The organism is Nonomuraea sp. bgisy101, from assembly GCF_057708945.1.
In genome coordinates this window covers 264,032-288,133 of the sequence record NZ_JBYITD010000004.1, presented here as the reverse complement: position 1 = coordinate 288,133, position 24,102 = coordinate 264,032, and the positions used below count along the sequence as shown (strand labels likewise).

Below are 24,102 nucleotides of genomic sequence, written 5' to 3'. Positions count from 1 at the left end.
GAGCAGATCGTCTAGCATATCGGAATGCCGACCGACGACCGGGCGCTCCCGCTCCGTGAACGCAAGAAGCTCCGCACCCGCAGGGCGCTGGCCGACGCCGCGTTGCGGCTGTTCGGGGAGAAGGGCTTCGACGGGGTGACCCTGGAGGAACTGGTCGAGGAGGTCGAGGTCTCCAAGAGCACGTTCTTCCGCGCCTACCCGTGCAAGGAGGCGGTGGCGATCGAGGCCGAGGCCGAGATCTGGTCGGCCTACGTGGCCGCGCTGGAGGGGCGGGAGCTGACCGGCGTCGTCCTGGGCGAGTTGCGTGACGCTCTCACCGCGACGGCCGCCGCCCTGGAGCCCGGGTGGGACGAGCGCTACGTCGCCACCCGCCGCCTCGTCATGACCGCCCCAGCCCTGCTGGCCTACGTCGAGCACTACCGCGGGGGGATCAGGCGGCAGGTGATCGACTGCCTGGCGGGCAAGCTCGGCCTGAACGCCGACGATCTCCGGCTTCACGTGCTGGCCGAGCTGACCACCACCGCGTGGAGCGTCTCGGGCCGCGACTGGGTCCGCCACGGCGGGGAGGGGGGCCGCCAGGCCCTCATCGACGGCCTCGCAGGGGCCTTCGGCGCCATCCCCGCCAGCCTCGACCTGTCCGCCTGACGGTTCCCGGCCTCGACCTGTCCGGCTGGCGGTTCCCGGTCGCCGGCCTCAGCCCGTCCGCTTGGCGCCTTCCTCCGGAGGTCCGCGGTCCCGGCCTTTTCGCCCGGTTCCGTGCGGGTCAGCCGACTTCGGCGTGCGGCTTCCAGGAAGTCGAGCACCGTGCGGGCCGGCGCCACCCGGTGATCCGACAGGGCGTGATCGGTGGGGAAGCGGCGGTGCTCGAGCCGCTTCACCGGATGCGCGAGAAAGGCGTCGACCACCGGCTCGTAGTGGAGGGCGCGCGGGGTCACGACGTCGCGACCGGTCCCGACCGGCAGGACGGGACGCTCGGCAAGCCGGGCTTCCGTGGTTGCGCGATCATGGACGCGGCGGCCCAGCACCACGTCGCCGCCGACGTTCGCGGCATCGCCGCCCGTCACCTGGAGCGCTACCTCGACCTGCTCGCCGCCCGCGCCGGCGACCCCGCCTTCGTCCGGTGCGGGCGGGGCCTGCTCGGGCTGTTCGCCCAGGCCAGGGCGCTGCTGTCGGAAGCCGTGCGGGCGGGCTGCCGGACGATTACGGCGGTGCCGTGACGGAAGCTACCCGTGGGGCCGATCATCGTGCCAGTATTTAGTTTAAGGTCCTAATTATCGGGATGGGGGCGCATGAGCCGGCCGCGACGGGAGACGGTCCGTGACGTCCGGCGAAACAACAGATCCGTCATTCTCAGCACCCTCTACTTCGCCCGCGAGGCCGGCAGGTTCGAGCTGGCCAGGCTGACCGGCCTGAGCCCCGCCACCGTGGGCACCGTCGTCGCCGGCCTGATGGCGGAGGGCGTCGTCATCGAGGCGGGCCTGAAGGACTCCGACGGAGGGCGCCCCCAGACCCTCCTGGCGATCAACGCCGCCCACGGTCACCTGGCGGGCGTCGACGTCGGCGAGACCTGCGTTCGCGTCGAGCTGTTCGACCTCGCGCTGCGCGGGCTCGCCAGGACCGAGGTGCCGTCGCGGCCGGGCGGCGACGATCCCGAGGAGGTCGCGCGGCACATCGCGCACGGACTCGACGGCCTGCTCGAGAAGACGGGGCTCACCGGGGACCGGCTCATGGGCGTCGGCGTGGGCGTGCCCGGCATGGTGAGCAGGCAGCCGGCAGGACTCGTGCACGCCCCCACCATCGGCTGGACGTCGGTGCCGCTGGGCGCCATGCTCGCGGGTCCCGGCATGCCGCCCTTCGTCGTCGACAACGGCGCCAAGATGCTGGGCCTGGCCGAGTCCTGGTTCGGCGCGGGCAGGGGAGCCGAGGACCTGATCATGGCGCTGGTCGGCACCGGCATCGGCGCGAGCATCATCTCCAACGGCGTCACCTACCGGGGCAGCATGGGCGGCGCGGGGGAGTGGGGCCACACCAAGGTCGTGCGCAACGGGCGGCCCTGCCGGTGCGGCGGGCGCGGCTGCCTGGAGGCGTACGCGGGGCCGCAGGCGATCCTGCGGGAGGCGGGCAGGCAGATGGACGGCGTGGGCGAGGAGGGCGCCTTCGCCGCCTTGCTGTCCGATCCGGCGGCGCGGCCCCTGCTGGAGGAGGCCGTACGCCATCTGGGCAGGGGCATCGGCAACCTGATCAACCTGTTCAACCCCGAGCGCGTGCTGCTGGGCGGCTGGGCGGGGGTGCTGCTCGGCACGGAGTTCCTGCCGCAGCTCAGGGCGGCCGCGGCGGAGATCGCGCTGCCGTACCACTTCGCGCACGCCTCGATCGAGCGGGGACAGCTCGGCCCCGAGGCGATCGCGCTCGGGGCCGCCGCCCTCATCCTGGACGACTTCCTCACCGGCGGCACGCGTTCCTGAACCGGCGGCGTCACGCATCTTGACTGAGCTCTGAGGCGCGATCAGCGCACGCTGGATAACCAATCAAGCGCTTGGTAAAGTCCTGTCATGCTGCTGGACGGCAAGATCGCGGTCATCACCGGAGCGGGGCCGGGGCTCGGCAGGACGCTGGCCGGCCTGATGGCCAAGGAGGGAGCGCGGGTCGTCACGGTGGCCAGGACACCGCGCGAGATCCCCGGGGCGGTCACCATGCCGGCCGACGTCACCGTCCCGGCCGACATGGAGACCGTGGCCGGGGCGGTGCTGGAGCGTTTCGGCCGGGTCGACGTGCTGGTGAATGCCGCCTTCCCGGGCACGCATCGCATGAACGTTCTCGAGATGTCGCCAGATGACCTCGAATCCTGGCGTGCAGCCGTAAACATCGGAACTTATGGCACCTTGGTGGCCTGCCGCTACGTCGCCCCCCACATGGTCGCCCAAGGCTCAGGCTCGATCGTCAACGTCACCTCCATGTCGTCCAGGAAGGGCTACGCCGGCCGATCCGACTTCGCCGTCGGCAAGGCCGGCGCGCACCTGCTCTCCCACTGCCTCGCCGACGAGCTCGGCCCCTCCGGCATACGGGTCAACTGCGTGGCGCCCGGCTGGATCGCCAGCGAGGTGCTCGACGAATGGATGCGCACCAGGGCGGCGGCCGAGGGCGTGCCGTTCGAGGAGATCCGCGACCGCGACGTGCGGGCCATGGCCCTGCGCCGCATCGCCACCGAGGAGGACGTCTCGCGCGCGATCATCTTCCTCGCCTCCGACCAGGCCAGGGCCATCACCGGCGCCACCATCGACGTGAACTCCGGCCAGCTGTTCACCTGACCGGCGACCTGGTTACCGTGGAGGGTGACGGCACCCCCGGCGTCGCCATGCACCTGCCGCCGGCCGGAGAGGAGCACGATCCCGGATGAGCCGCTATCGCACGTCCATCGGAAGCTCGGACGAGAACACGATCACACTGCTGGGCCACGACCTGCCCGGGGAGCTGATGGGCCGGGTCGGATTCGGCGAGCTGGTCTTCTGGCTGGTGGCCATGCGCCGGCCGACGCCCGGCGAGCTGCGGCTGTTCGAGGCGGTGCTGATGGCGCTCGCCGACCACGGCTTCACGCCCGCGGCCATCACGGCCAGGCTCACCCTGACCAGCGCCCCCGAGTCCTACCAGGGCGCGCTCTCGGCGGGGCTGCTCGGCGGCGGCTCGCGCTTCCACGGCGCGGCCGAAGACTGCGCGCGGTTCCTCTCCCACGCCCTCGCGGAGGGCCTGGACGCCCCTGAGGCCGTGGCCGCCCGCAGGCACATCCCCGGGCTCGGCCACCCGGTGCACACGAACGGCGACCCGCGCACGCCGGTGATCTACCAGATCGCCCGCGAAGAAGGCCTGTACGGCAAGCACATGCGCTTCCTCGAGGAGGTCGCCGCATGCCGTCCCGACGAGTCGATCAACGGCGCGGGAGCATGCGGCGCTGCCCTCGCCGACCTGCACTTCCCCGTCGAGGTCATGCGCGGCTTCGCCCTGCTCGCCTGTACGGCGGGCCTGCTCGGCCACCTGGCCGAGGAGCAGCGCCGCCCGATCGGCTCGGACATCTACCGCGACATCGAACAGTCCGCGGACCACCTGGATCCAGAAGAACAGGTTGAGGTACCGGTCGGCCACGGCGAAGGCGCCGAGCACGGTGCCGGCGTTGCTCCTGCCGAACGCGGTGGGCGCCATGCTCCCCGCGGCGAACTCGATGACCGCGGGTAGTGCGGGCCGTTCGTCTCAGCCGGGGTTCGGGCAGGGTGGCTGGAACGGGACGTCAGCCACATGCTTCCGCCATTCCGCCTCGGTGATCGCGTCCCCCGACTCCCGGCAGATCCTGGCCGCGATCCGCGCCGGATCCACCTCCCACAGCCGCACATCGCCTCCGGCGCTGACCAGCGTGCTCCCGTCCGCGCTGAAGGCCAGGTCCGTGTAGCTCTCCCCCGGGCTGTTGACGGCGATGTGGCCACGCGGGCGCACCGGGTCCGTGATGTCCCAGAGCCACAGCTGGCCCGCCCCGGTCCCCACCGCCAGGACTTTGTCGCGCGGGTCGAAGGCCACGGCGAAGATCCTGCCGTCGGGCCCGGTCAGCGGCGCGCCCACGAGAACGGGCCGGGCCGGGTCGGTCACCTGCCACAGCCTGATGGTTCCCGAGGCGTTGCCCGCCGCGAGCACCGTGCCGCCGTGGCTGAAGCTCACCGACCGGACGTCGTCTCCCATCCCCGTCATGAGCGTCGCGCCGCGCACCGGCCGGGCCGGGTCGCTCACGTCCCACAGGGCCACCACGCCACCCTGCGTCGCCGTGGCCAGCCTGCGCCCGTCCGGGCTGAACGCCACGGCGAAGACCTGCCCGGAGTCCGGGCTGAGCGTGCCGAGCGCCCGCAACGTGCGCGCGTCCCACAGGCGCACCGTGCCGTCGTCGCTGCCCGCCACCAGCAGCCTGCCGTCCGGGCTGAACGCGACACCCTGGATGAGCGCGGTGGGCCCGAGCAGGGAGGCGCGGCGAACCGGCCGCCGTGGATCGGTGATGTCCCACACGAGCACGGCGTTGCCGAGCCGGGTGCTGCCTGCCAGCGTGCGCCCGTCCGGGCTGGCGGCGACTGTACTGCCCATCCTGTCGTACGGCGGAGGCGCGGTCAGCGGCGGGCTCACCGGCACGGGCCGGCGTCCGGCAACGTCCCAGAGCCTGATGTCACCCGCAGCGGCGGCCAGCAGGGTGGAGCCCGCGCGGAAGGCCACGTTGTCGATCGGGTGCTCGATGGCTTCGATCACCGGACCCGGCAGGTCCCACACCCTGGTCACGCCGTCGGCCCCGTTGGTGATGACGAGGCGGTCGCCGTTCCTGAACTGCACGGCGGTCACCGGCTCGGGGTGCGGCAGGGCGCTGACGACCCGCCCGGTGGCCACGTCCCACACCCGGGCGGTGTTGTCCGCGCTCCCGACTCCGAGCAGCCGGCCGTCCGCGCTGAAGGAGACAACGTTGATCCACACGCTGACCTCGGCGACCAGCGGTTGCCCGAACGGCTGCGGCCGGTCGGCGCGGGTCGTGTCCCACAGCCGGACGGAACCGTCGTTGCTGCCGACGGCGACCAGTTTGTCGTGGTAGGCGATGGCGTTCACCCGGCTCGGCAGTGGCAGCGGCGGCCCGGCGCGCCTGACGGCAGTGGGGTCGCTGGTGTCCCACAGCTGTAGCGCGCCGGCCGTGCCGGTGCCGTTGCCCGCGGCCAGCACCCGCCCGTCGGGCCGGAACGCGAGAGCGCGGACCGCGCCTTCGGGGCCGGTGAGCGGGGGCGCGAGCGTGGATGTCCGCAGGTCCAGGAGCCGGATCGTGCCGTCGCGGCTGCCGATGGCCAGGGCCTGCCCGCCGGGGCTGAAGTCGAGCGCGTAGACGGTGTCGGCCGGGCCGCTCACCGGGCCGCCCAGCGGCCGCGGGTGCGCGGGGTCGGCGACGTTCCAGAGGCGGACGGTGCGGTCCTTGCCGCCGGTGGCCAGGACGCGGCCGTCCGGGCTGAACGCAACCGCGTAGATGGGGCCGGCGTGGCCGGTGAGCGGGGCGCCGACCCGTGTGGGGCGGCGTGGGTCGGTCAGGTCCCACAGCAGCACGGTGCTGTCGGTGACGGCCGCGCCCGCGGCGGCCAGCAGCCGTCCCGACGGGGAGACTGCCACCGCCTGGAGCGCCCGGCCCGGACGGACCACCCGGGTGACCGCGGGCGCGCCGGCGACCTCCACGAGTCCGGACCGCGCCTCGAGTGTCGGCGCGATGCGATGGGCGGCCACCGCCAGCTGGGCGGCGAGCACGGGATCGGTGCCCCGCAGCCGTGCCGCCGTCATCGTCATGGTCCTGGAGATCGCCACGTCCCGCGCCTGGTCGGCTTCGACACGTTTCCATTGGGAGTAGGCGGCCAGGCCGCCGGCGAGGACGGCAAGCACGGCCAGCGCCGCCAGCAACTGGTAGAGGTGGCGGTTCCTCCGGCGGTGCTGCTGGAAGCTCACGTCGAGAAACCGCTGCTCCAGCGGGTTCAGCTGGGCGCGGTGCGCCGGATCGCCGGCCCATTCCCGCGCCGCCTCCAACTGCCCGCCCCGGTAGAGCACGCCGGAGTCGCGTTCGCTGGACTCCCATAATCGGGCGGCCCTGGTGAGCTGCCGGAACACGCGCAGCCCAGCCCGGTCCGCGTCGATCCACGACCGCAGCCGCGGCCAGGCGGACAGCAGGGCCTCATGGCTGATCTGCACGGTGTCCGCGTCCACGGTCAGCAGCCGGCGCTCCACGGAGTGGTCGAGCACCGGCTCGACCTCGTCGGCCAGCTCGTCCCGCCTCACTTTGCGCCGGGTGTCGGCGGTGTCGGTGCCGAGGTGGGTCAGCCGCAGGAACAGCTGCCTGGCCAGCTCCTGCTGGTCGGCCGTGAGCCCGGCGTAGACGGACTCGGCGGTGGTGGCCACCGCTGCCTGCAGACCGCCGCTGGCCCGGTAGTGTTCCACGGTCATCCTGCGGCCACGGCAGTTCTCCCAGGTGGCCAGGAGCGTGTGGGACAGCAGCGGGAGCGCGCCCGCCTCGTGCGGGGTGATCTCACGCAGGAGCAGCTCGACCAGGCCGGTGTCGATGTCGACGCGGGCGCGGCGGGCCGGCCCCTCGATGGCCTGCCGCAGCTGGCTTTCCGTCATCGGGCCGACCACGAGCTGGCGGGACTGCAAGGCGCTCGCCAACGCCGGGTAGCGCAACGCGTGCGGGTAGAAATCCGCCCGCATGCCGACCACGACCGGAGTCGTGCCCGCCAGGTCCGCCAGCTCGCCGACGAACCGCAGCCGGTCGCCGTCCGGCACGTCGGCGGTGAAGATCTCCTCGAACTGGTCGACGATCACCACCCCGTCCGCCGGCTCAGGGAACGGGCGTTCTCCGGGGGTCAGCAGCACCCAGGACGGCAACGCGGGAATCAGCCCGGCGCGTAACAGCGACGACTTGCCCGACCCCGACGGCCCCACCACCATGGTCAGCCCCGGCGACATCTGGTCGACCAGCCGCCGGGTCAGCTCCTGCCGCCCGAAGAACCAGTCGGCGTCCTCCGGTCGGAAACACTCCAGCCCTCGATAGGGCGGCACCTGGTCGTTCGGCCGTGGGCCTGGGGCTCGCCGTATCCGCAGCAGCGCCAGCACCCACCGCTCGCGCGCTTCCGGTTCCGTGACGCCGCACGTGATGAGGACCTTCTCGTACTGATCGGTTTGCGAGGCGAGCGGCACGTTCGCCCCGCGGAACCATCCGCCGAGCGTGCCGTACGGCATGTCGACGGCCTTGCCCAGCTCCCTGATCGTCTTCCGGGCCGTGTTGCGCAGCAGCGTCAGCTCGCGGGCCAGATCCTCACGAGTGGCGACCCGGTCAGGGTCGGGCCGGGCGACGTCCTGATCTGAACCATCGGTCATGCCACCCTCCGTGGAGCCGGCGCAACATCGCCCCAAGTGTGACGGACTCACGAATCCTGTGCGAGCTTGTGCGGAGATTCCCCGGCTCGTGGTCGCACCCCCCGCAAGCCGCTTTCACTGGCCTTGTCCAGCAGCCACAGCCTGCTCACGAAGCAGGCCGACAGCACGGGGAGAGAAATGCACAACCGCATCAAGCGAGCCCTGGTCGTGCTCGCGACGTCGCTCTTAGCCGCCACGGCGCTGTTCGCCGCCGGCCCGGCGCCGGCCAGTGCCGAACCCTGGGGGTGGCGCTGGTGCGCCCCCAGCTACGTCGTCCTCGACTGCGTCGTCAACCAGGCCGGATCGCAGTCCGGCAGCATCGAGCCGCACAACCCAGAGGGCTGGCTCCACGTGAAGTACAACTCGGCGACCGCGGCGGCGTGCTACCTGCACTTCTGGTACACCGACCGGACCACCGGGTCGGAGCGCTACTTCGGCGGCCGGTGGGCGTTCCCGTACCGGAGATCCACCGACATTACCGGGCTCAACCCGTCGCGCTTCTATGACGTCCGCGTGTCGGCCGTCAACTGCGCCGCCTACGTGCGGGTCCAGAACTACACGTAAGAATCGCGAGGGACAGCCCGGGGCGGGCGGACCTGCCCCGGGCTCACTCACGCCTCCCTGCGGTCGGGTACGGCGGTCGGCTCTCTCTCGCGGGCTGCCGCCGTGACCGGTGTCAGCCGAGCAGGTGCAGCACTCGTTCGGCCTGGCGTTCCAAGGTGCCTACGGGGTTGTGGGGTGTGGCGGGCCCGTCGGGGCCGAGCATGAGGAACCACCCCAGCGAACATCAACGTGACGGGCGGCCCGTCCAACTCGGGCACCGACGTCGCCAACCTCGTCGGCTACCCGTGAACCGGACGCCGTCCCCGGCCTCACCGCGGGGGCGGCGGACCCGCGGGCGGCGTCGGGCACTATGGAAAAGTGACGCAGGTGGTGCAGAACGGGCCGGACACCCGGTCCTTCGACAGGCTGGTCGACCTCATGGGCGACGGTGGAGTCGTGGTCCTGAGCGGAGCGGGACTGTCCACGGAGTCGGGGATCCCCGACTACCGCGGCGAGACCGGGCGCATGCGCAGGGCCGAGCCGATGACCTACCAGACCTTCGTCGGCAGCGCCGCGGCCCGCCGCCGTTACTGGGCCCGCAGCCACGTCGGCTGGCGGCACATCGCCCACGCCATTTCCAACGCGGGCCACCACGCCGTCGCCGCGCTGCAGGCGCGGGGCCTGGTCACCGGGATCATCACGCAGAACGTCGACGGCCTGCACCAGGCCGCCGGCGCCGAGGACGTGGTCGAGCTGCACGGCAGCCTCCACCGCGTGCGGTGCCTGTCCTGCGGCGAGCGAACCCCGCGCGAGCGGCTCGACCAGCGGCTGAGCGCCGCCAACCCGGGCTGGGAGGGCGCGGCGGGCCCGATCAACCCCGACGGCGACGCGGCGCTCTCCGACGACCGCGTCGAGGCCTTCACGATCGTCGACTGCGTCTCCTGCGGCGGGGTGCTGAAGCCCGACGTGGTGTTCTTCGGCGAGAACGTGCCCCGTCCCCGCGTCGCGGACTGTTTCGCGCTGACCGAGGGCGCCGACCTGCTGCTGGTGCTCGGCTCCTCGCTGACCGTGATGTCCGGCTACCGGTTCGTCCGGCGGGCCGTCGAGTACGACATCCCCGTCGCGATCGTCAACCAGGGGCCGACCCGGGGTGACGACGACGCCCACGTGGCACTCGACGCCCCGCTCGGGCCGACGCTCACCGCTCTGCTGGAGGAGCTCCGCCGATAGCCCCAGATCAGGAAAAATCCGGGAAGACGATCTACGGCATGCCGCTCTGCCATACGATCCTCTGAAACCGAGGAAGGGCAAGGGTGTGGAGCGCGACGAACAGGTGCCGTCGGTCATCGACCCGAACACGCCGAGCGTGGCGCGCATGTACGACTACTACCTCGGCGGCAAGGACAACTTCCCCTCCGACAGGGAAGCCGCCGAGAAGATCATCCAGCTCGTCCCCAACATCACGCAGATCGCGCGCGACAACCGCGACTTCCTGATCAGGGTCGTGCGCGTGCTGGCCGAGGCAGGCGTGCGCCAGTTCATCGACATCGGCACCGGGCTGCCCACCAGGCAGAACGTCCACGAGGTCGCCCTGGAGGCCGCTCCCGACTCCAGGATCGTCTACGTCGACAACGACCCGATCGTGCTCGTGCACGCCAGGGCGCTGCTCGCCGAGACACCCCAGACGATCGTCGTACGCGCGGACCTGCGCGACACCGCGTCGATCCTCGACGACCCCGAGGTCCGTGCCCACATCGACTTCACGCAGCCGGTGGCCGTACTGCTGTTCGCGATCCTCCACTTCGTCCCCGACCACAGGCAGTCGGCCGAGATCGTCAAGGGGCTGTGCGCCCCGCTGGTCAGCGGCAGTCACCTGGCCCTCTCGCACAGCTACGCGGGCGACCTGACGAGCGAGGCGATCAGGACCGGCAGGTCGGTCTACCGGGCGGCGACCGCAGGTTCGATCACACCGCGCACGACCGAGCAGATCAGCGTCTACTTCGACGGCCTCGAACAGCTCGAACCTGGCGTGGTGCCGATCGACGCGTGGCGTCCCGAATGGCCCGATGTCCAGCCCGACTTCGACAGGCCAGGCCTGCTCGGCGGCGTCGCCAGGATCCCGTAGAGCCGTCAGGGACGGCCGAAGCGCGCGGCCAGCCGCCCGCCGAGCGCGGCCGGAAGGGCGGGGATCGCCTCCCTGATCCGCTCGGCGTCCGGGGGACCGAACCGGTCGGCGTGCTTGAGGGCGAGCTGGGCGGCGCGGCCCTGCACCTCGTAGGAGGCGTGGTGGAAGGCTGAGACCAGCGCGGGGACGATCTCGCCGGGGTGGATCGCGGCCTGCCGCACGCTCTGGTCCAGCCAGGTCAGGCCGGTGCGCGCGAGCGTGACCTCGGACCTGAACACCAGCGCCTCGACGGCCTCCACCACGTCGCGGGGCTCGTGCGCCTCCAGCCGCCGCAGATGCCGCAGCGCCAGCTCGGCGACAGGACCAGGCGCGGCCGGCAACAGGCGCAGATAGTCGCGGCCGCGCCTGGCGACCTCCGCCTCGGAAGGCGCGATCAGCTCGTGCAGGCGGACGAAGAAGCGCAGGTCCTGCGCGCTGCCGCCGCGCAGGAAGCGCCGCACGCACCCGTCGAGCAGCAGCTCCCTGTCGCCCAGCCGGCGCAGCCTGCGCAGCCACGGTGAGAGCGGCTCGATGCGCTCGTGGCGCAGGACGCGGCCGACACCCTCGGCCTCGAACAGCCTCGGCACGAGCACGGGCAGCAGCGGATCGGGACGTGGCCGCGCCCCCTCCGACACCCACGCCACGACCAGCGGATCGTGCTCGGGCGGCGGGGCACCCGTGCTGCGCAGCAGCGCCAGCGCGAGCGGGACGCCCCCGTCGCGGGGGCCCTTCACCTTTCTGGCCAGCCGTACGGCCAGCTCGGCCTGCCACGCGGCGGGCCTGGCGCTGATCAGGCGGAGGAGGGGAGCGGGATCCCCGAAGCCGCCGCGGCCCGAGAACGGCCGCGGGCGGGACAGGTCACGCCTGGTCACCCAGGACGCCACGGCCGAGACGGCACTGATCGTGCCCGCGCCCGCCAGCCGTACCAGGTCGGGCCACCTCTCCCACGGCTGGTCGGACCCGTCCCACTCGTCCCAGTCGTCCGTGGCCCATAGGGCGCTCTCCCTGGCCTCGGAGCGCGCCCGCATGACCGTGATGTGGCCGCGCAGCCGCCCGGCGACCAGCTTGCGCTCCTCGCCGTCGAGCGTGAGCAGCCGTCGCACGAGCGGGTCGGCTTCACCTGCGTCGATGAGGTCGCGGATCTCCTCCCACGCCGCCGCGGGGGTTGCTGTGTCCTGCGTCATGGCTGGGAACCATAGAGATCACCTCCGACAGAAAATCCTCGGCTGCCGTCCGCCCGGCACCATCCGTTCGCCGGCCGCGCCGCGGGCCACACGGCCGCCGTACCGGCGACCGGGGCCCGCATCGCGGGCACGACCGAGAAGATCTCGTCAGGGGGCGGCGACGCGGAGCGGCACGCCCGCCGCGCGCAGCGGCGCGAGGTCGGAATCGGGAGTGTCGGCGTCCACGATGACCAGGTCGAACGAGGTGAGCGGCGCGAGCTGGTGCAGACCTCGCTTGCTGAACTTGCTGTGGTCGATGAGCAGCACCCGCCGTCCTGCCGACTCCATGAGCGCCCGCTTGACCGCCACCGTCTCCTGCGACTGGTGGTAGCAGTGCCCGTTGGTCACCGCCGTCGTCGACATGAACAGCACGTCGGCGTGCAACGACCTGATCGCCTCGGTCGTGCGCATCCCGAGGAAGGCGTCGTAGGCGGGGTAGTAGGCGCCGCCGAGCCCGATGAGGTCGACGGCCGCCTCGCCCGCCAGCAGGTTGACCACGGCGAGGAAGTTGGAGATCACGGTCACCGGCCCCTTGGCGGGCAGCAGCCCGGCCACCGCGAGCCCTGTCGTGCTCTCGTCGATCATGACGGACGACCCTGGCTCGACCAGCTTCACCGCCTCCTCCGCGAGCCTGCGCTTGGCCTCGGCCATCGCCTGCATGCGGTGGCGCACGTCGCCGTGGTAGAGCGCCGACGGCTGCGCCGTCGCGCCGCCGCGGACCTTGCGCAACCAGCCCTCGCTCTGCAGCACGTCGAGGTCGCGGTGGATGGTCATGAGGCTGACGCCGTGGGCTTCGGCGAGCTGCTCCATGCGGACGAAGCCCTCGCTGGCCACGAACTGGCGGATCTGGTCGCGGCGTTCCCTGGGATTCGGGGCCGGATCGCCGTCTGCCACGTTGTGTCGCCTCCCGATCAGTGTGAAGTCGGTGCTAAAGATAACACTCCTTCATGGGGTGGTTTGTCGAGAGAGTCGCGGAAATTCTCACACTCTATGCTGTTGGAGTTATCAGACTCTTGACATGTTTGGGCGCCTGGGTGTTTCGTTCCTCACATCGACGACCTCTCGTCGATGAGCCAAGGAGCAGTCATGAAGAGGTTTCCCCTCGCGGTGGTGGTCGCGCTGGCGGCGGCCACCGCCTGTTCGTCCACCGCCACGTCGGCAGGCCAGGGCGAGAGCGCCTCAGCCCAGGGCGCGAAGATCGCCTTCCTCATGCCCGACATCGCCTCGACCCGCTACGAGCTCTACGACGCGCCGCTGTTCAAGGCGAAGATGAAGGAGCTCTGCCCCACCTGCGAGGTGCTGTACCAGAACGCGGGCGCCGACGCGGCCAAGCAGCAGCAGCAGGCCAACTCCGCGCTGGCCCAGGGCGTCAAGGCGATCGTGATCGACCCCGTCGACTCGGCGGCCGCCGCCACGATCGTGCAGTCCGCGCAGGCGCAGAAGGTGCCCGTCATCGCCTACGACAGGCCGATCCCCGCGGCCAAGGCGGACTACTACGTCTCCTTCGACAACGAGAAGATCGGCTCGCTCATCGCCAAGTCCCTGGTGGACGAGGTGAACAACAAGGGCGCCAAGGGCGGCCTGCTCGTGGTGAACGGCTCACCCACCGACGCCGCCGCCGGCCTGATCAAGAAGGGCATCCACACCTCGGTCGACGCCAGCGGCCTCAAGCTCCTGGCCGAGTACGACACACCCGGCTGGCAGCCGAACAAGGCCCAGGAGTGGGTCAGCGGCCAGATCGCCCAGTTCCCCGGCCAGATCGCCGGCGTGGTCGCCGCCAACGACGGCACAGGCGGCGGCGCGATCGCCGCGTTCAAGGCAGCCGACACCCCCGTCCCGCCGGTCAGCGGCAACGACGCCGAGCTCGCCGCGGTGCAGCGGATCATCAGCGGCGACCAGTACAACACGATCTCCAAGCCGATCAAGATCGTCGCAGAGGCCGCCGCCGTGATCGCGAACGACTTCGCCCAGGGCAAGAAGCCCGCCGCGAAGACCACGCTGTTCGACACCCCGTCGGAGCTGTTCACCCCCACGGTCGTCACGAAGGAGAACGTGCAGAAGGAACTGCTCGGCCCCGACGGCGCGCTCAAGGTCGCCGACGTCTGCACCGACGCCTACAAGGCCGCCTGCGACAAGCTCGGGATCAAGTAGATGAGCATCCTGTCGCTGCGCGGGATCACCAAGACGTTCGGCGCCGTCGCCGCGCTCACCGGGATCGAGCTGGACATCGACTCGGGTGAGGTCGTCGCGATCGTCGGCGACAACGGCGCGGGCAAGTCCACCCTGGTCAAGATCCTCTCAGGCGTCCACGCCGCCGACTCGGGCACGATCTCGTTCGAGTCGGCCGCGGTGGACATCTCCAGCCCCGCCGACGCCCACAGGCTCGGCATCGCGACGGTCTTCCAGGACCTGGCGCTGTGCGAGAACCTGAACGTGATCGAGAACCTCTTCCTCGGCCAGGAAATGCGGGCGCTGCGCCTCGACGACGTGGCCATGGAGGTGCGCTCGTGGGAGCTGCTCCGCCAGCTCTCCGCGAAGATCCCCTCGGTGCGCACCCCCGTCGCCTCGCTGTCCGGCGGCCAGCGGCAGACCGTCGCGATCGCCAGGTCGCTGCTGGCCGACCCCAAGGTGGTCATCCTGGACGAGCCGACCGCCGCGCTGGGCGTCGCGCAGACCGCCGAGGTGCTGAACCTGATCGAACGGCTGCGCGACCGCGGGCTCGGCGTGATCATGATCAGCCACAACATGGCCGACGTGAAGGCCGTCGCCGACAAGGTGGCGGTACTGCGGCTCGGCCGTAACAACGGGACCTTCGCCGTCGGCGAGGTGTCCCAGGAGGACATCGTCGCGGCGATCACCGGAGCCACCGACAACGTGGTGACGCGCCGTGCGCAATCGCAGGAGAGGCTTCGCCCGTGACCGAGCTTGTCGAGGTCATCAACAGACACAGCACCTTGGTCATGAGGCCGACGAAGGAGGACTCGTGACCGAGCTTGTCGAGGTCATCAATGGACACAGCACCTTGGTCATGAGGCCGACGAAGGAGGACTCATGACCGACAGGAGTGAGGTCATCAAGCAGACCGACCTCGAGACGCCCACCGACCTGCGGGACGAACGCCTGATCGGCAGACAGGGCCTGCGCGGCGTGGCCGAGGGCCTGCTCGACCGGATCCGCGGCGGCGACCTGGGCGTGCTGCCCGTCGTCATCGGCCTGATCGTCATCTGGTCGGTCTTCCAGGCGCTCAACCCGATCTTCCTGTCCAGCGTCAACCTGGTGAACCTCACGCTGGAGTGCGCGCCCGTCGGCATCATCGCGCTCGGCGTGGTCGTCGTGCTGCTGGTCGGCCAGATCGATCTGTCGGTCGGCTCGGTCAGCGGCCTGACCTCCGCCGTGATGGCGGTGCTGTTCGTGGACCGAGGCCTGCCCGCGTGGCTGGCCATCCTGAGCGCGATCGTGCTCGGCTGCGCGATCGGCTGGATCTACGGGCAGGTGTTCAACAGGTTCGGCGTGCCGAGCTTCGTCATCACCATGGCCGGCCTGCTCGGCCTGCTCGGCGTGCAGCTGTGGGTGCTCGGCGCGAAGGGCTCGATCAACCTGCCGTTCGACTCGGGCCTGGTCTCCTTCGCACAGCTCGCCTTCGTGCCCGCGTGGCTGTCCTACGTGTTCGTCGCCGTGGCCGCCGCCGGGCTGTTCGCCAGCGGCTACGCCCATGCCAGGCGGCGCAGGCAGGCATCGCTGTCGGCCACCTCGACCCGGCTCCTGATCGCGCGCAGCGCGCTGGTGCTCGTGGGGCTCGGCGTCGTGGTGTGGTATCTCAACCAGACCAGGGGCGTCGGCTGGATGTTCGTCCTGTTCCTCGCGCTGGTGCTGGTGGCCCACTACGTGCTCGCCCGCACCAGGTTCGGCAAGTCGATCTACGCGGTCGGCGGCAACGCCGAGGCGGCCCGACGCGCGGGCATCAACGTGAAGGCCGTCTACACCTCGGCCTTCGTCCTGTGCACGACGCTCGCCGCCGTCGGCGGTGTGCTGGCCGCCGCCAGGCTGGCGGCCGTCAACCAGAGCAGCGGCGGCGGCGACGTGAACCTCAACGCCATCGCGGCCGCGGTCATCGGCGGCACGAGCCTGTTCGGCGGCAGGGGTACGGCGTTCGCCGCCCTCCTGGGCATCGTGGTCATCCAGTCCATCTCCAGCGGGCTCACGCTGCTCAACCTCGACTCCTCCTTCCGCTTCATGGTCACCGGCGCGGTCCTCCTGTTGGCCGTGGCCGTGGACTCGGTGGCGCGCAGGTCGCGGGCCTCCCACGGAAGGGCATAGGGGCACATGGCAGTCGTCTGCGTCGACGCGGGCACCACGATGATCAAAGCGGTCGGGTACGACGAGGCGGGCGCGGAGACGGTGGTGGCACGCAGGGCCACCACCGTGGCCCGGCCCCGCCCCGGCTGGGCCGAACAGGACATGACCTCGGTGTGGGAGGCGGTCGCCGCGTGCGTGCGCGAGGTCGTGGCCGAGATGGACGCCCCCGTCGACTACGTGGCCGTCACCGCCCAAGGGGACGGCTGCTGGCTGGTCGACGAGGCGGGCGAGCCCACGGGCCCCGCCATCCTCTGGAACGACGGGCGCGCCGCCGCCTTCGTGGCCGAGTGGACCGCGGGCGGTGTGCTGGAGGAGGCCTTCCGCCTGAACGGCTCCCTTGCCTTCGCGGGGCTGCCCAACGCCATCCTCGCGTGGCTGCGCGCCCACGACCCCGGCCGGGTGGAACGCTCCGCCGCCGCGCTCACCTGCGGCGGCTGGGTCTTCGCCAAGCTCACCGGCCGGATCGCCGCCGACAGCTCCGACGCCTCCACCCCGTTCGCCGACCTGGCCACCGGGCGCTACTCGGCCGAACTACTGGCCCTCTACGACCTGGAGTGGGCCGCGCGCCTGCTGCCCGCTCTGCTGGACGACGACGGCCGTGCCGCCCCGCTGACCGCGGACGGGCTCGGCCTGCCCCTCGGCACCCCCGTCGTCATGTCCTCCTACGACATCGCCTCGACCGCGGTCGGCGTGGGCGCGGTCAGCCCTGGCCAGGCCTGCACGATCCTCGGCACGACTCTGTGCACGGAGATCGTCACCGACTCCGTCTCGCTGGGCGAGCGGGCGTCGGGGCTGACCGTGGCCCTCGGGCTCCCCGGCCTGCGGTTGCGGGCCTTCCCCACGCTCGCCGGCGGCGAGGTGATCGGGTGGGCGTGCGAGATGCTCGGCCTGCGCGGACCCGACGAGCTGGGCGAGCTGGCCACCAGGGCGCCGGAGGGCGCAGGAGGGCTGGTGTTCCTTCCCTACCTTTCTCCCGCAGGCGAGCGCGCGCCGTTCCTCGCCCCCTCCGCGCGGGGCGCCTTCGCCGGCCTGTCCTTCGAGCACCGCCGCGAGCACCTGGCCCGCGCGGTGCTCGAAGGACTCACCATGGTCATCAGGGACTGCCTCACCGCCTCCCTCGTCAGGCCGACCGAGCTGAGGGTCTGCGGCGGCGGCGCGGCAAGCGAGGTGTGGTCGCAGCTCATCGCCGACGTCGTCGGACTGCCGGTGCTGCGCTCGGCCGACGCCGAGGCGGGCGCCAGGGGCGCCTACGTCCTGGGCGGGCTGGCCACGGGCACGCTGACCGGGATCCCCCCGGCCCGTGTACGGCCGGCGCTCGAGCCCGCGGAGGGGCCGTACGACGAGCTCTTCGACCGGTTCCTCGAGGTCAGGCAGAGCGTGGCGGCCACCTGGGGGAAGAAGTGAACGAGGTGTGGGTCGGCCTGGACCTCGGCACGCAGAGCGTCAGGGCGCTCGCCGTCACCGGTTCGGGCGAGGTCGTGGGCATGGGCATGCGCAGGCTGACCAGCAGCCGCGAAGGAGTGCGGCACGAGCAGGACCCCGAGCAGTGGTGGAGCGCCGCCACGGCGGCGTGCGCCGAAGCGCTGAGCGAGGTGCCCGACGGTGCCGTGCGCGGCGTGGCGGTGGACGCCACCTCCGGCACCGTCCTGCTCGCCGACGCCGGAGGCCGCCCGCTCACCCGCGGCCTGATGTACGACGACACCCGCGCCGCGGACGAGGTCGAACGGATCAACGACGCCGGGGCGGCGGTCTGGGCCAGGCTCGGCTACCAGCGCATGCAGGCCGCGTGGGCGCTGCCGAAACTGCTGTGGCTGCTCAAGGAGTTCGGCGTCCGCGACCCGGACGGAAGGCGCGACGGACAGCGGTGGCACGCCGTTCCGCGAGCACACGGCGTTCGCCTCCTGCACCAGAGCGACTTCGTCAACACCCGGCTGACGGGACACGCGGTGCCGACGGATCTGAGCAGCGCGCTCAAGACCGGCGCCCACCTCATCGACGAGACCTGGCCCGCCGGTGTGTTCGACGCGCTCGGCGTTCCCTCCGAGGTGCTGCCGCCGCTGGTGCGGTCGGGAACGGTGATCGGCCAGGTCTGCGCCGCCGCGGCGCGGGTCAGCGGCCTGCCCGAGGGCACGCCGGTGATCGCGGGCGCCACCGACGGCTGCGCCGCCCAGCTCGGCGCCGGCGCGCTGACGCCGGGCAGCTGGAACTCGGTCCTCGGCACCACCCTGGTGATCAAGGGAGTGACCCGCGACCTGGTCATGGACCCGCTCGGCGCCGTCTACTCCCACAAGGCGCCGGACGGCGACTGGCTGCCGGGCGGCGCGTCCAGCACGGGCTCGGGCGTGATCGCCCGCGACTTCCCCGGCCGCGACCTCGACGACCTGACCACCCGAGCCGCAGCGCACGAGCCGGCGGGCCCCGTCGCCTACCCGCTCGTCTCCCCGGGCGAACGCTTCCCCTTCGTCGCACCGCAGGCCAGGGGCTTCCTGCTCGGCGAGGTCGCCGGCGAGGCCGAGCACTTCGCCGCCCTCCTGCAGGGTGTCGCGTTCGTCGAACGGCTCTGCTTCGACTACCTCGACCTGCTGGGAGCGCCCGTCGACGGGCCGCTCATCTTGACCGGCGGCGCGACGAGGAGCGCCTACTGGTGCGAGCTGCGCGCCGGCGTGCTCGGCCGCCAGGTGACGCTCCCGGAGAACGCCGAGCCCGCCCTCGGCATGGCTGTCCTGGCCGCCTCGCAGGGGCGCCCGATCGCCGACGTCGCCGCGGAGATGGTACGCGTGCGCGACAGGATCGACCCGAGACCCGGCTCCTCAGGACGATTCGACGACGCCTACCTGCGCCTGATCGACGAGCTGGCCCGCCGCCGTTGGCTGCCCACGGCGGTCGCCGCCCACGCACACGAAAGGACAAACCGATGACCCGCCTGGTCCTGGTCCGTCATGGAGAGTCGGTGTGGCACGCCGAGAACCGCTACGCGGGGATCAGCGACATCGCGCTGACCCCCTTGGGCGTACGGCAGGCCGACTGGCTGGCAGGATGGGCGGGAGAGGCGGGACTGTCGAGCGTGTGGGCCTCCACCCTGTCCAGGTCCATGCGCACCGCCGAGCCGTGCGCGCAGGCGGTCGGCGCGCCGTTGCGCACCGACGAGCGGCTGCGCGAGCTGGCCTTCGGTGAGGCGGAGGGCCTCACCGCCGCCGAGATGAACCAGCGCTTCCCTCGGGCACGCGAGGACTTCCGCGCCGACCCCGTCGCCCATCACCTGCCTGGAGGAGAGGACCCGGTCAAGGCGGCCGCGCGTTTCACCGAGTGCCTGCGCGACATCGCCGCCGAGCATCCCGGCGAGCGGGTCCTGGTCGTCGCGCACACGACGGTCATCAGGCTCGCGCTGTGCCGGCTCATCGGGGTGCCGCTGCGGGAGTACCGGCGGCTGTTCCCCTTCCTGCGCAACTGCGCGCTCACCGAGATCAGCCTGCACGAGGACCGCACCGCCGTCCTCGAGTTCAACTCGCCCCTTCCCGGAGCCCCGTCATGACCGTCCGCATCCTCGCCGCAGGCGACCACTTCGTCCTGAACCGGCTGTTCGTCGACGCCCTGCGAGAGCTCGACGTCGCGGGGGATCGCGCGGACGCGCGCCTTCCCGAGCTGGACATCGCCGAGCTGACCCTGCCGTGGCCGGTCGAGCCGTTCGGCCCCGTCGCCGAGGTGCGCGAGGCGTCGGGCAGCGAGGACGAGCTGATCGGGGCGCTGCGCGGGGTCGAGATCTGTGTCACCCAGATGGCCCCGCTGACCGAGCGGGTGCTCGCCGCCTGCCCCGACCTGCGCCTGTTCTGCGTGAGCAGAGGCGGCCCCGTCAACGCCAACCTGGAGGCCGCCACCGCGCACGGCGTGGCCGTCACGTTCGCGCCGGGACGCAACGCCACCGCCACGGCCGAGCACACGCTCGGCATGATCCTCGCCACGGTCCGCCGTATCCCCTCCACCCACGGCGAGCTCATGTCCGGCGTGTGGCGCGGCGACTACTACACCTACGACAGCGTCGGCCCCGAACTGGACGGCGGCACCGTCGGCCTGGTCGGTTACGGCGCGATCGGCGGCAAGGTGGCCAGGATGCTGGCCGGGTTCGGGGCACGGGTCCTGGTGTTCGACCCCTACGCGGCCGACGACGGGTACGCCGAGCGGGTCTCCTCCCTGGACGAGCTGCTGTCGCGCTCGACGGTGGTCTCGCTGCACGCCCGTGCCACCCCCGAGACCAGCGGCATGATCGGCGCCGCGCAGCTCGCCGCCATGCCCGAGGGCTCGGTGCTGGTCAACTGCGCGCGCGGCGGCCTGGTCGACTACGAGGCGGTGTGCGACGCACTGGAGTCAGGGCACCTGTTCGGTGCGGCGTTCGACGTCTTCCCCGAGGAGCCGCTGCCGAAGGACTCGCGGCTGCTCACCGCGCCGAACGTGGTGATGACCCCGCACCTGGCCGGGGCGAGCAAGGAGACAGCACAGAAGGCCGCCCGCATCGTGGCCGCCGACGTGGGCCGCCACCTGCGCGGAGAGTCGCTCGCCCACTGTGCGAACCCGGAGGTATTCCGGCTCCGTTAACGACGGAATTCGTACCAGACATTTACTCTAGGCACGCACTGACTTGTCATGTTAGATGGAAGAGCCACCGCGGTAAACGATCACGCACCGGGAGAGAGGACCGGGCAGGATGGCGCTGGTTCTTGACGGTGTTGGCGTGCGACGACGTGACGAGATCTGGCTCGACGGCATTGACCTGGAATTATCCAGCGGCATGACGGTCCTCATCGGACCATTGGGCGCGGGCAAGACGACGCTGATGCGCGTCATGGCCGGTCTGCAACCCCCCACCACGGGTCGGGTCATTGTCAATGGAAAAGACGTGGCCGCCATTTCGGTGCGAAAGCGCTCGGTGGCCTTCGTCTACCAGCAATTCATTAACTATCCGTCGCTGACGGTCCACGAGAACATCGCCTCTCCGCTCCGGCTCGATCCCGCCTTTCCGAAGGAGAACGTCGAGCGCAGGGTGCGCGAGGTGGCCGAGCTCATGGGCATCGGTGGCCTGCTCGGCCGCAGGCCCGCGGAGCTGTCGGGCGGCCAGCAGCAGCGCACCGCCATCGCCAGGGCGCTGGCCAGGCCGGTCGACGTGCTCCTGCTGGACGAGCCGCTGGCCAACCTCGACTACAAGCTCAGGGAGCAGCTCAGGGGCGACCTCAGGAGCATGTTCGCGGGGTCGCCGAGCGTGGTCGTCTACTCCACCGCCGATCCCGCCGAGGCGCTCGGCTTCGCCGCGCCGACCGTGGTCCTCGGCAGGGGAAAGGTCCTGCACACCGGCGACGTGGCCGACATGTACGACAGGCCGCCGACGCTGGCCGTCGCCGCCACGCTCAGCGACCCGCCGCTGAACCTCCTGCCAGGGCTCGTGCGCGACGGCTGGATCGAGTGCATGGGCGCCTCCCTCCCCGCCCCCCGAGCGCACGCCCCCGGCCAGCGCGTCGTGCTCGGCGTGCGCCCGCACCAGGTGAGCATCGAGAGCGCGGGGCCTGACGCGCTCGCCTTCCCCGCGGAGATCAGGTTGGCCGAGGTGACGGGCAGCGCCACGTTCCTGCACCTGCTGCTGCCGGGGGAGCGGCATCTCGTCGCCCAGTTGAAGGGCACACGCGTGTTCACCCCCGGCGAGCGGGCGACCGCCTACGTCGACCCGTCCCACGTCCTGGTCTTCGACGAGGCGGACGGCGGTCTGCTGGCGGGCTCGGCGACGGAGGTCGATCTGCATGGCTGACATCCGCCTCGAAGGTGTCGGGCACAGCTACGACGGCGGCCGGACGTGGGCGCTCAAGCCGCTGACCTGGACCTGGCGCGACGGCAGGGCGTACGCGCTGCTCGGGCCGAGCGGCTGCGGCAAGACCACGCTCCTGAACATCATCTCCGGCCTGCTCTCACCGACCGTGGGACGGATCTGGTTCGGCGAGCGCGAGGTGACCTCGGTGCCGACGGCCGGCCGTAACATCGCGCAGGTCTTCCAGTTCCCCGTCCTGTACGAGGAGATGTCCGTCTACGACAACCTCGCCTTCCCGCTGCGCAACCGCAGGTACCCGAAGGCGGAGGTCGATCAGCGGGTGCGCACCGTGTCGCGGCTGCTGGGGCTCGACGACCAGCTCGGCCGCAGGTCGCGCAGGCTGGACCCGGGCAGGCAGCAGATCGTCAGCCTCGGCCGCGGGTTGGTCCGTCCGGAGGTCGCGGCGGTCCTGCTCGACGAGCCCCTCACGGTGATCGACCCCGCGCTGAAGTGGACGCTGCGCAGCAAACTGAAGGAGATCCACCGCGACACCGGGCACACGCTCGTCTACGTCACCCACGACCAGACCGAGGCGCTGACGTTCGCCGACGAGGTGGTCGTGCTCAAGGACGGGGAGATCGTCCAGTCGGGCACGCCCGCCGAGCTGTTCCTGTCGCCCGCGCACGAGTTCGTCGGCCACTTCATCGGATCGCCCGGCATGAACGTGCTGCCGGCCGAGACGGCGGACGGGCTGGTCATGGTCGGCGAGGCCGTGGTCGGCAGGGCCGTGGGCGAGTTGCCTCCGGGTCCCGTGAACGTCGGTGTCAGGCCCGAGTTCGTACGGATCACCGCCGCCCATGACCCGCCGGGCCTGCAGGCGAGGATCACGGGAGTGGACCGCATGGGCGCCTACCACCTGGTCCACGCCGAGGCCGGCGGTCACGAGCTGGTGGCGAAGATGGACGCGGACTCGGCGTACTCGCCGGGCACGACCGCGTTCTTCCACTTCGCCGATGCGGCGTTCCTGTTCAGGGACGAGTTCAGGTGCGGGTCGATCGCGCCGCTCGAAGGGAGGCGGGAAGCGTGAGCAGCCAGGTGGCCGACGGCCCCGTGACGGCGCAGGCGAGCGCCCCGCCCGAGGAGGACAGGGGCAGGCGGGCCGACCTGAAGCCGAAGAACAACCGCGCGTGGTTGCTCGTGCTCCCCGTCGTGGTGTCGGTCGCGTTCACCGCGGTGATCCCGCTGATGACCGTGGTCAACTTCTCCGTGCAGGACATCTTCACCCCCACCGACCGGATCTTCGTGGGCCTCGACTGGTTCAGGTCCGTCTCCCGCGACCCCGAGGTCCGCGCCGCCTTCGTGCGGACGCTGCTGTTCTCGGCCCAGGTGCTGCTGGTGGAGATCCCGCTCGGCGTGGCGATCGCGGTGTGCATGCCGCGCCGCGGCTTCTGGGTGTCGGTGGCACTGGTCGTCGTCGCGCTGCCGCTGCTCATCCCCTGGAACGTGGTCGGCACCATCTGGCAGATCTTCGCCCGCGGCGACATCGGACTGGGCGGCTGGACGATCAACAACGTCCTCGGCATCGGTTTCAACTACACCCTCGACTCCACCGACGCCTGGATCACCGTCCTGGTCATGGACGTCTGGCACTGGACGCCGCTGGTGGTGCTGCTGGCCTACGCGGGCCTGCGTTCCATCCCCGACCCCTACTTCCAGGCCGCGCAGATCGACGCCGCCTCCGCGTGGGCGACCTTCCGCCACATCCAGCTGCCGCGCCTGCGCGGCGTGCTGACCATCGCGATCCTGCTGCGATTCATGGACAGCTTCATGATCTTCACCGAGCCGTTCGTGGTGACCGGTGGCGGTCCTGGCAACGCCACCTCCTTCCTCAGCATCCTGCTGTCGAAGATCGCCGTCGGACAGTTCGACCTCGGGCCCGCAGGCGCGTTCTCGTTGCTCTACTTCCTCATCGTCCAGATCATCTCGTACGTCTTCTTCACCGTGCTGACAAGGAGCGGGAGTTGACCTCCTCCCTGCGGCTGAAGCCGAGGGATTCCAACCCTCGCGGGTCG

21 protein-coding genes are annotated in these 24,102 nt (G+C 71.4%); 18 read left to right on the top strand and 3 right to left on the bottom strand.

The window, feature by feature from the left end:
- Positions 1–24 precede the first annotated feature (24 nt).
- The 5 genes from AC3EO4_RS09835 (at position 25) to AC3EO4_RS09815 (ending at position 4,227) form a co-directional block, all read left to right on the top strand.
- Positions 25–645, top strand: a complete 621-nt coding sequence (locus AC3EO4_RS09835; protein ID WP_431894952.1) for a TetR/AcrR family transcriptional regulator — start codon at positions 25–27, stop codon at positions 643–645.
- A 215-nt stretch (positions 646–860) separates the two neighbouring features.
- The gene (locus AC3EO4_RS09830) at positions 861–1,217 is read left to right on the top strand and encodes a hypothetical protein (RefSeq protein WP_379575030.1); all 357 of its coding nucleotides are present in this window, start codon (positions 861–863) and stop codon (positions 1,215–1,217) included.
- Positions 1,218–1,289: 72 nt separating this feature from the next.
- Positions 1,290–2,465, top strand: coding sequence for an ROK family protein (locus AC3EO4_RS09825; RefSeq protein ID WP_379575031.1), 1,176 nt, complete (start codon positions 1,290–1,292; stop codon positions 2,463–2,465).
- 87 nt (positions 2,466–2,552) lie between these two features.
- Complete coding sequence (locus AC3EO4_RS09820) at positions 2,553–3,308, top strand: SDR family oxidoreductase (protein WP_431894950.1); 756 nt, start codon at positions 2,553–2,555, stop codon at positions 3,306–3,308.
- Between the two features lie 85 nt (positions 3,309–3,393).
- Complete coding sequence (locus AC3EO4_RS09815) at positions 3,394–4,227, top strand: citryl-CoA lyase (protein ID WP_431894948.1); 834 nt, start codon at positions 3,394–3,396, stop codon at positions 4,225–4,227.
- Between the two features lie 15 nt (positions 4,228–4,242).
- On the opposite strand, the gene AC3EO4_RS09810 is transcribed toward AC3EO4_RS09815, so the two are convergent.
- Positions 4,243–7,917 carry an nSTAND1 domain-containing NTPase gene (locus AC3EO4_RS09810; RefSeq protein ID WP_431894946.1) on the bottom strand — a complete coding sequence of 1,225 codons (3,675 nt, stop codon included), beginning with the start codon at positions 7,915–7,917 and terminating at the stop codon, positions 4,243–4,245.
- Positions 7,918–8,094: 177 nt separating this feature from the next.
- On the opposite strand from AC3EO4_RS09810, the gene AC3EO4_RS09805 reads away from it, so the two are divergent.
- From AC3EO4_RS09805 to AC3EO4_RS09795, 3 genes are all read left to right on the top strand, one after another.
- Complete coding sequence (locus AC3EO4_RS09805; RefSeq protein ID WP_379575035.1) at positions 8,095–8,520, top strand: hypothetical protein; 426 nt, start codon at positions 8,095–8,097, stop codon at positions 8,518–8,520.
- A 417-nt stretch (positions 8,521–8,937) separates the two neighbouring features.
- Positions 8,938–9,729 carry an NAD-dependent protein deacetylase gene (locus AC3EO4_RS09800; protein WP_379575207.1) on the top strand — a complete coding sequence of 264 codons (792 nt, stop codon included), beginning with the start codon at positions 8,938–8,940 and terminating at the stop codon, positions 9,727–9,729.
- Positions 9,730–9,814: 85 nt separating this feature from the next.
- On the top strand, positions 9,815–10,624 hold the full coding sequence (locus AC3EO4_RS09795) for an SAM-dependent methyltransferase (protein WP_379575036.1): 810 nt from the start codon (positions 9,815–9,817) through the stop codon (positions 10,622–10,624).
- A gap of 5 nt (positions 10,625–10,629) precedes the next feature.
- Here the strand turns inward: AC3EO4_RS09795 and AC3EO4_RS09790 are convergent, their stop codons facing one another.
- The gene (locus tag AC3EO4_RS09790) at positions 10,630–11,847 is read right to left on the bottom strand and encodes a hypothetical protein (protein WP_379575037.1); all 1,218 of its coding nucleotides are present in this window, start codon (positions 11,845–11,847) and stop codon (positions 10,630–10,632) included.
- A gap of 147 nt (positions 11,848–11,994) precedes the next feature.
- Complete coding sequence (locus AC3EO4_RS09785; protein ID WP_379575038.1) at positions 11,995–12,780, bottom strand: DeoR/GlpR family DNA-binding transcription regulator; 786 nt, start codon at positions 12,778–12,780, stop codon at positions 11,995–11,997.
- A 192-nt stretch (positions 12,781–12,972) separates the two neighbouring features.
- Here AC3EO4_RS09785 and AC3EO4_RS09780 point away from each other — a divergent pair, with 192 nt between their 5' ends.
- The 10 genes from AC3EO4_RS09780 (at position 12,973) to AC3EO4_RS09735 (ending at position 24,055) form a co-directional block, all read left to right on the top strand.
- Positions 12,973–14,037, top strand: coding sequence for a substrate-binding domain-containing protein (locus AC3EO4_RS09780; RefSeq protein WP_379575039.1), 1,065 nt, complete (start codon positions 12,973–12,975; stop codon positions 14,035–14,037).
- On the top strand, positions 14,038–14,805 hold the full coding sequence (locus tag AC3EO4_RS09775; RefSeq protein WP_379575040.1) for an ATP-binding cassette domain-containing protein: 768 nt from the start codon (positions 14,038–14,040) through the stop codon (positions 14,803–14,805).
- A gap of 132 nt (positions 14,806–14,937) precedes the next feature.
- The gene (locus AC3EO4_RS09770) at positions 14,938–16,203 is read left to right on the top strand and encodes a sugar ABC transporter permease (RefSeq protein ID WP_379575041.1); all 1,266 of its coding nucleotides are present in this window, start codon (positions 14,938–14,940) and stop codon (positions 16,201–16,203) included.
- Positions 16,204–16,209: 6 nt separating this feature from the next.
- Complete coding sequence (locus AC3EO4_RS09765; RefSeq protein WP_431894944.1) at positions 16,210–17,646, top strand: FGGY family carbohydrate kinase; 1,437 nt, start codon at positions 16,210–16,212, stop codon at positions 17,644–17,646.
- Positions 17,643–19,160 (top strand): FGGY-family carbohydrate kinase, encoded by a 1,518-nt coding sequence (locus AC3EO4_RS09760; protein WP_379575043.1) that lies wholly within the window; start codon positions 17,643–17,645, stop codon positions 19,158–19,160. The genes AC3EO4_RS09765 and AC3EO4_RS09760 overlap by 4 nt, the downstream gene beginning before the upstream one ends.
- Complete coding sequence (locus tag AC3EO4_RS09755) at positions 19,157–19,774, top strand: histidine phosphatase family protein (protein WP_431894942.1); 618 nt, start codon at positions 19,157–19,159, stop codon at positions 19,772–19,774. The genes AC3EO4_RS09760 and AC3EO4_RS09755 overlap by 4 nt, the downstream gene beginning before the upstream one ends.
- Positions 19,771–20,832, top strand: a complete 1,062-nt coding sequence (locus tag AC3EO4_RS09750) for a 2-hydroxyacid dehydrogenase (protein ID WP_431894940.1) — start codon at positions 19,771–19,773, stop codon at positions 20,830–20,832. Before AC3EO4_RS09755 ends, AC3EO4_RS09750 begins: the two co-directional genes overlap by 4 nt.
- A 136-nt stretch (positions 20,833–20,968) precedes the next feature.
- Positions 20,969–22,033 (top strand): ABC transporter ATP-binding protein, encoded by a 1,065-nt coding sequence (locus AC3EO4_RS09745; protein WP_379575046.1) that lies wholly within the window; start codon positions 20,969–20,971, stop codon positions 22,031–22,033.
- The gene (locus AC3EO4_RS09740) at positions 22,026–23,117 is read left to right on the top strand and encodes an ABC transporter ATP-binding protein (protein WP_431894938.1); all 1,092 of its coding nucleotides are present in this window, start codon (positions 22,026–22,028) and stop codon (positions 23,115–23,117) included. The genes AC3EO4_RS09745 and AC3EO4_RS09740 overlap by 8 nt, the downstream gene beginning before the upstream one ends.
- On the top strand, positions 23,114–24,055 hold the full coding sequence (locus tag AC3EO4_RS09735; RefSeq protein ID WP_379575048.1) for a carbohydrate ABC transporter permease: 942 nt from the start codon (positions 23,114–23,116) through the stop codon (positions 24,053–24,055). Before AC3EO4_RS09740 ends, AC3EO4_RS09735 begins: the two co-directional genes overlap by 4 nt.
- Positions 24,056–24,102: the final 47 nt, after the last annotated feature.

Coding starts and splice junctions, on each gene's coding strand:
- AC3EO4_RS09740 (WP_431894938.1), top strand. CDS start 22,026: ATGGCTGACATCCGCCTCGAAGGTGTCGGGCACAGCTACGACGGCGGC.
- AC3EO4_RS09765 (WP_431894944.1), top strand. CDS start 16,210: ATGGCAGTCGTCTGCGTCGACGCGGGCACCACGATGATCAAAGCGGTC.
- AC3EO4_RS09755 (WP_431894942.1), top strand. CDS start 19,157: ATGACCCGCCTGGTCCTGGTCCGTCATGGAGAGTCGGTGTGGCACGCC.
- AC3EO4_RS09835 (WP_431894952.1), top strand. CDS start 25: ATGCCGACCGACGACCGGGCGCTCCCGCTCCGTGAACGCAAGAAGCTC.
- AC3EO4_RS09805 (WP_379575035.1), top strand. CDS start 8,095: ATGCACAACCGCATCAAGCGAGCCCTGGTCGTGCTCGCGACGTCGCTC.
- AC3EO4_RS09825 (WP_379575031.1), top strand. CDS start 1,290: ATGAGCCGGCCGCGACGGGAGACGGTCCGTGACGTCCGGCGAAACAAC.
- AC3EO4_RS09750 (WP_431894940.1), top strand. CDS start 19,771: ATGACCGTCCGCATCCTCGCCGCAGGCGACCACTTCGTCCTGAACCGG.
- AC3EO4_RS09775 (WP_379575040.1), top strand. CDS start 14,038: ATGAGCATCCTGTCGCTGCGCGGGATCACCAAGACGTTCGGCGCCGTC.
- AC3EO4_RS09800 (WP_379575207.1), top strand. CDS start 8,938: ATGGGCGACGGTGGAGTCGTGGTCCTGAGCGGAGCGGGACTGTCCACG.
- AC3EO4_RS09815 (WP_431894948.1), top strand. CDS start 3,394: ATGAGCCGCTATCGCACGTCCATCGGAAGCTCGGACGAGAACACGATC.
- AC3EO4_RS09820 (WP_431894950.1), top strand. CDS start 2,553: ATGCTGCTGGACGGCAAGATCGCGGTCATCACCGGAGCGGGGCCGGGG.
- AC3EO4_RS09810 (WP_431894946.1), bottom strand. CDS start 7,917: ATGACCGATGGTTCAGATCAGGACGTCGCCCGGCCCGACCCTGACCGG.
- AC3EO4_RS09780 (WP_379575039.1), top strand. CDS start 12,973: ATGAAGAGGTTTCCCCTCGCGGTGGTGGTCGCGCTGGCGGCGGCCACC.
- AC3EO4_RS09790 (WP_379575037.1), bottom strand. CDS start 11,847: ATGACGCAGGACACAGCAACCCCCGCGGCGGCGTGGGAGGAGATCCGC.
- AC3EO4_RS09770 (WP_379575041.1), top strand. CDS start 14,938: ATGACCGACAGGAGTGAGGTCATCAAGCAGACCGACCTCGAGACGCCC.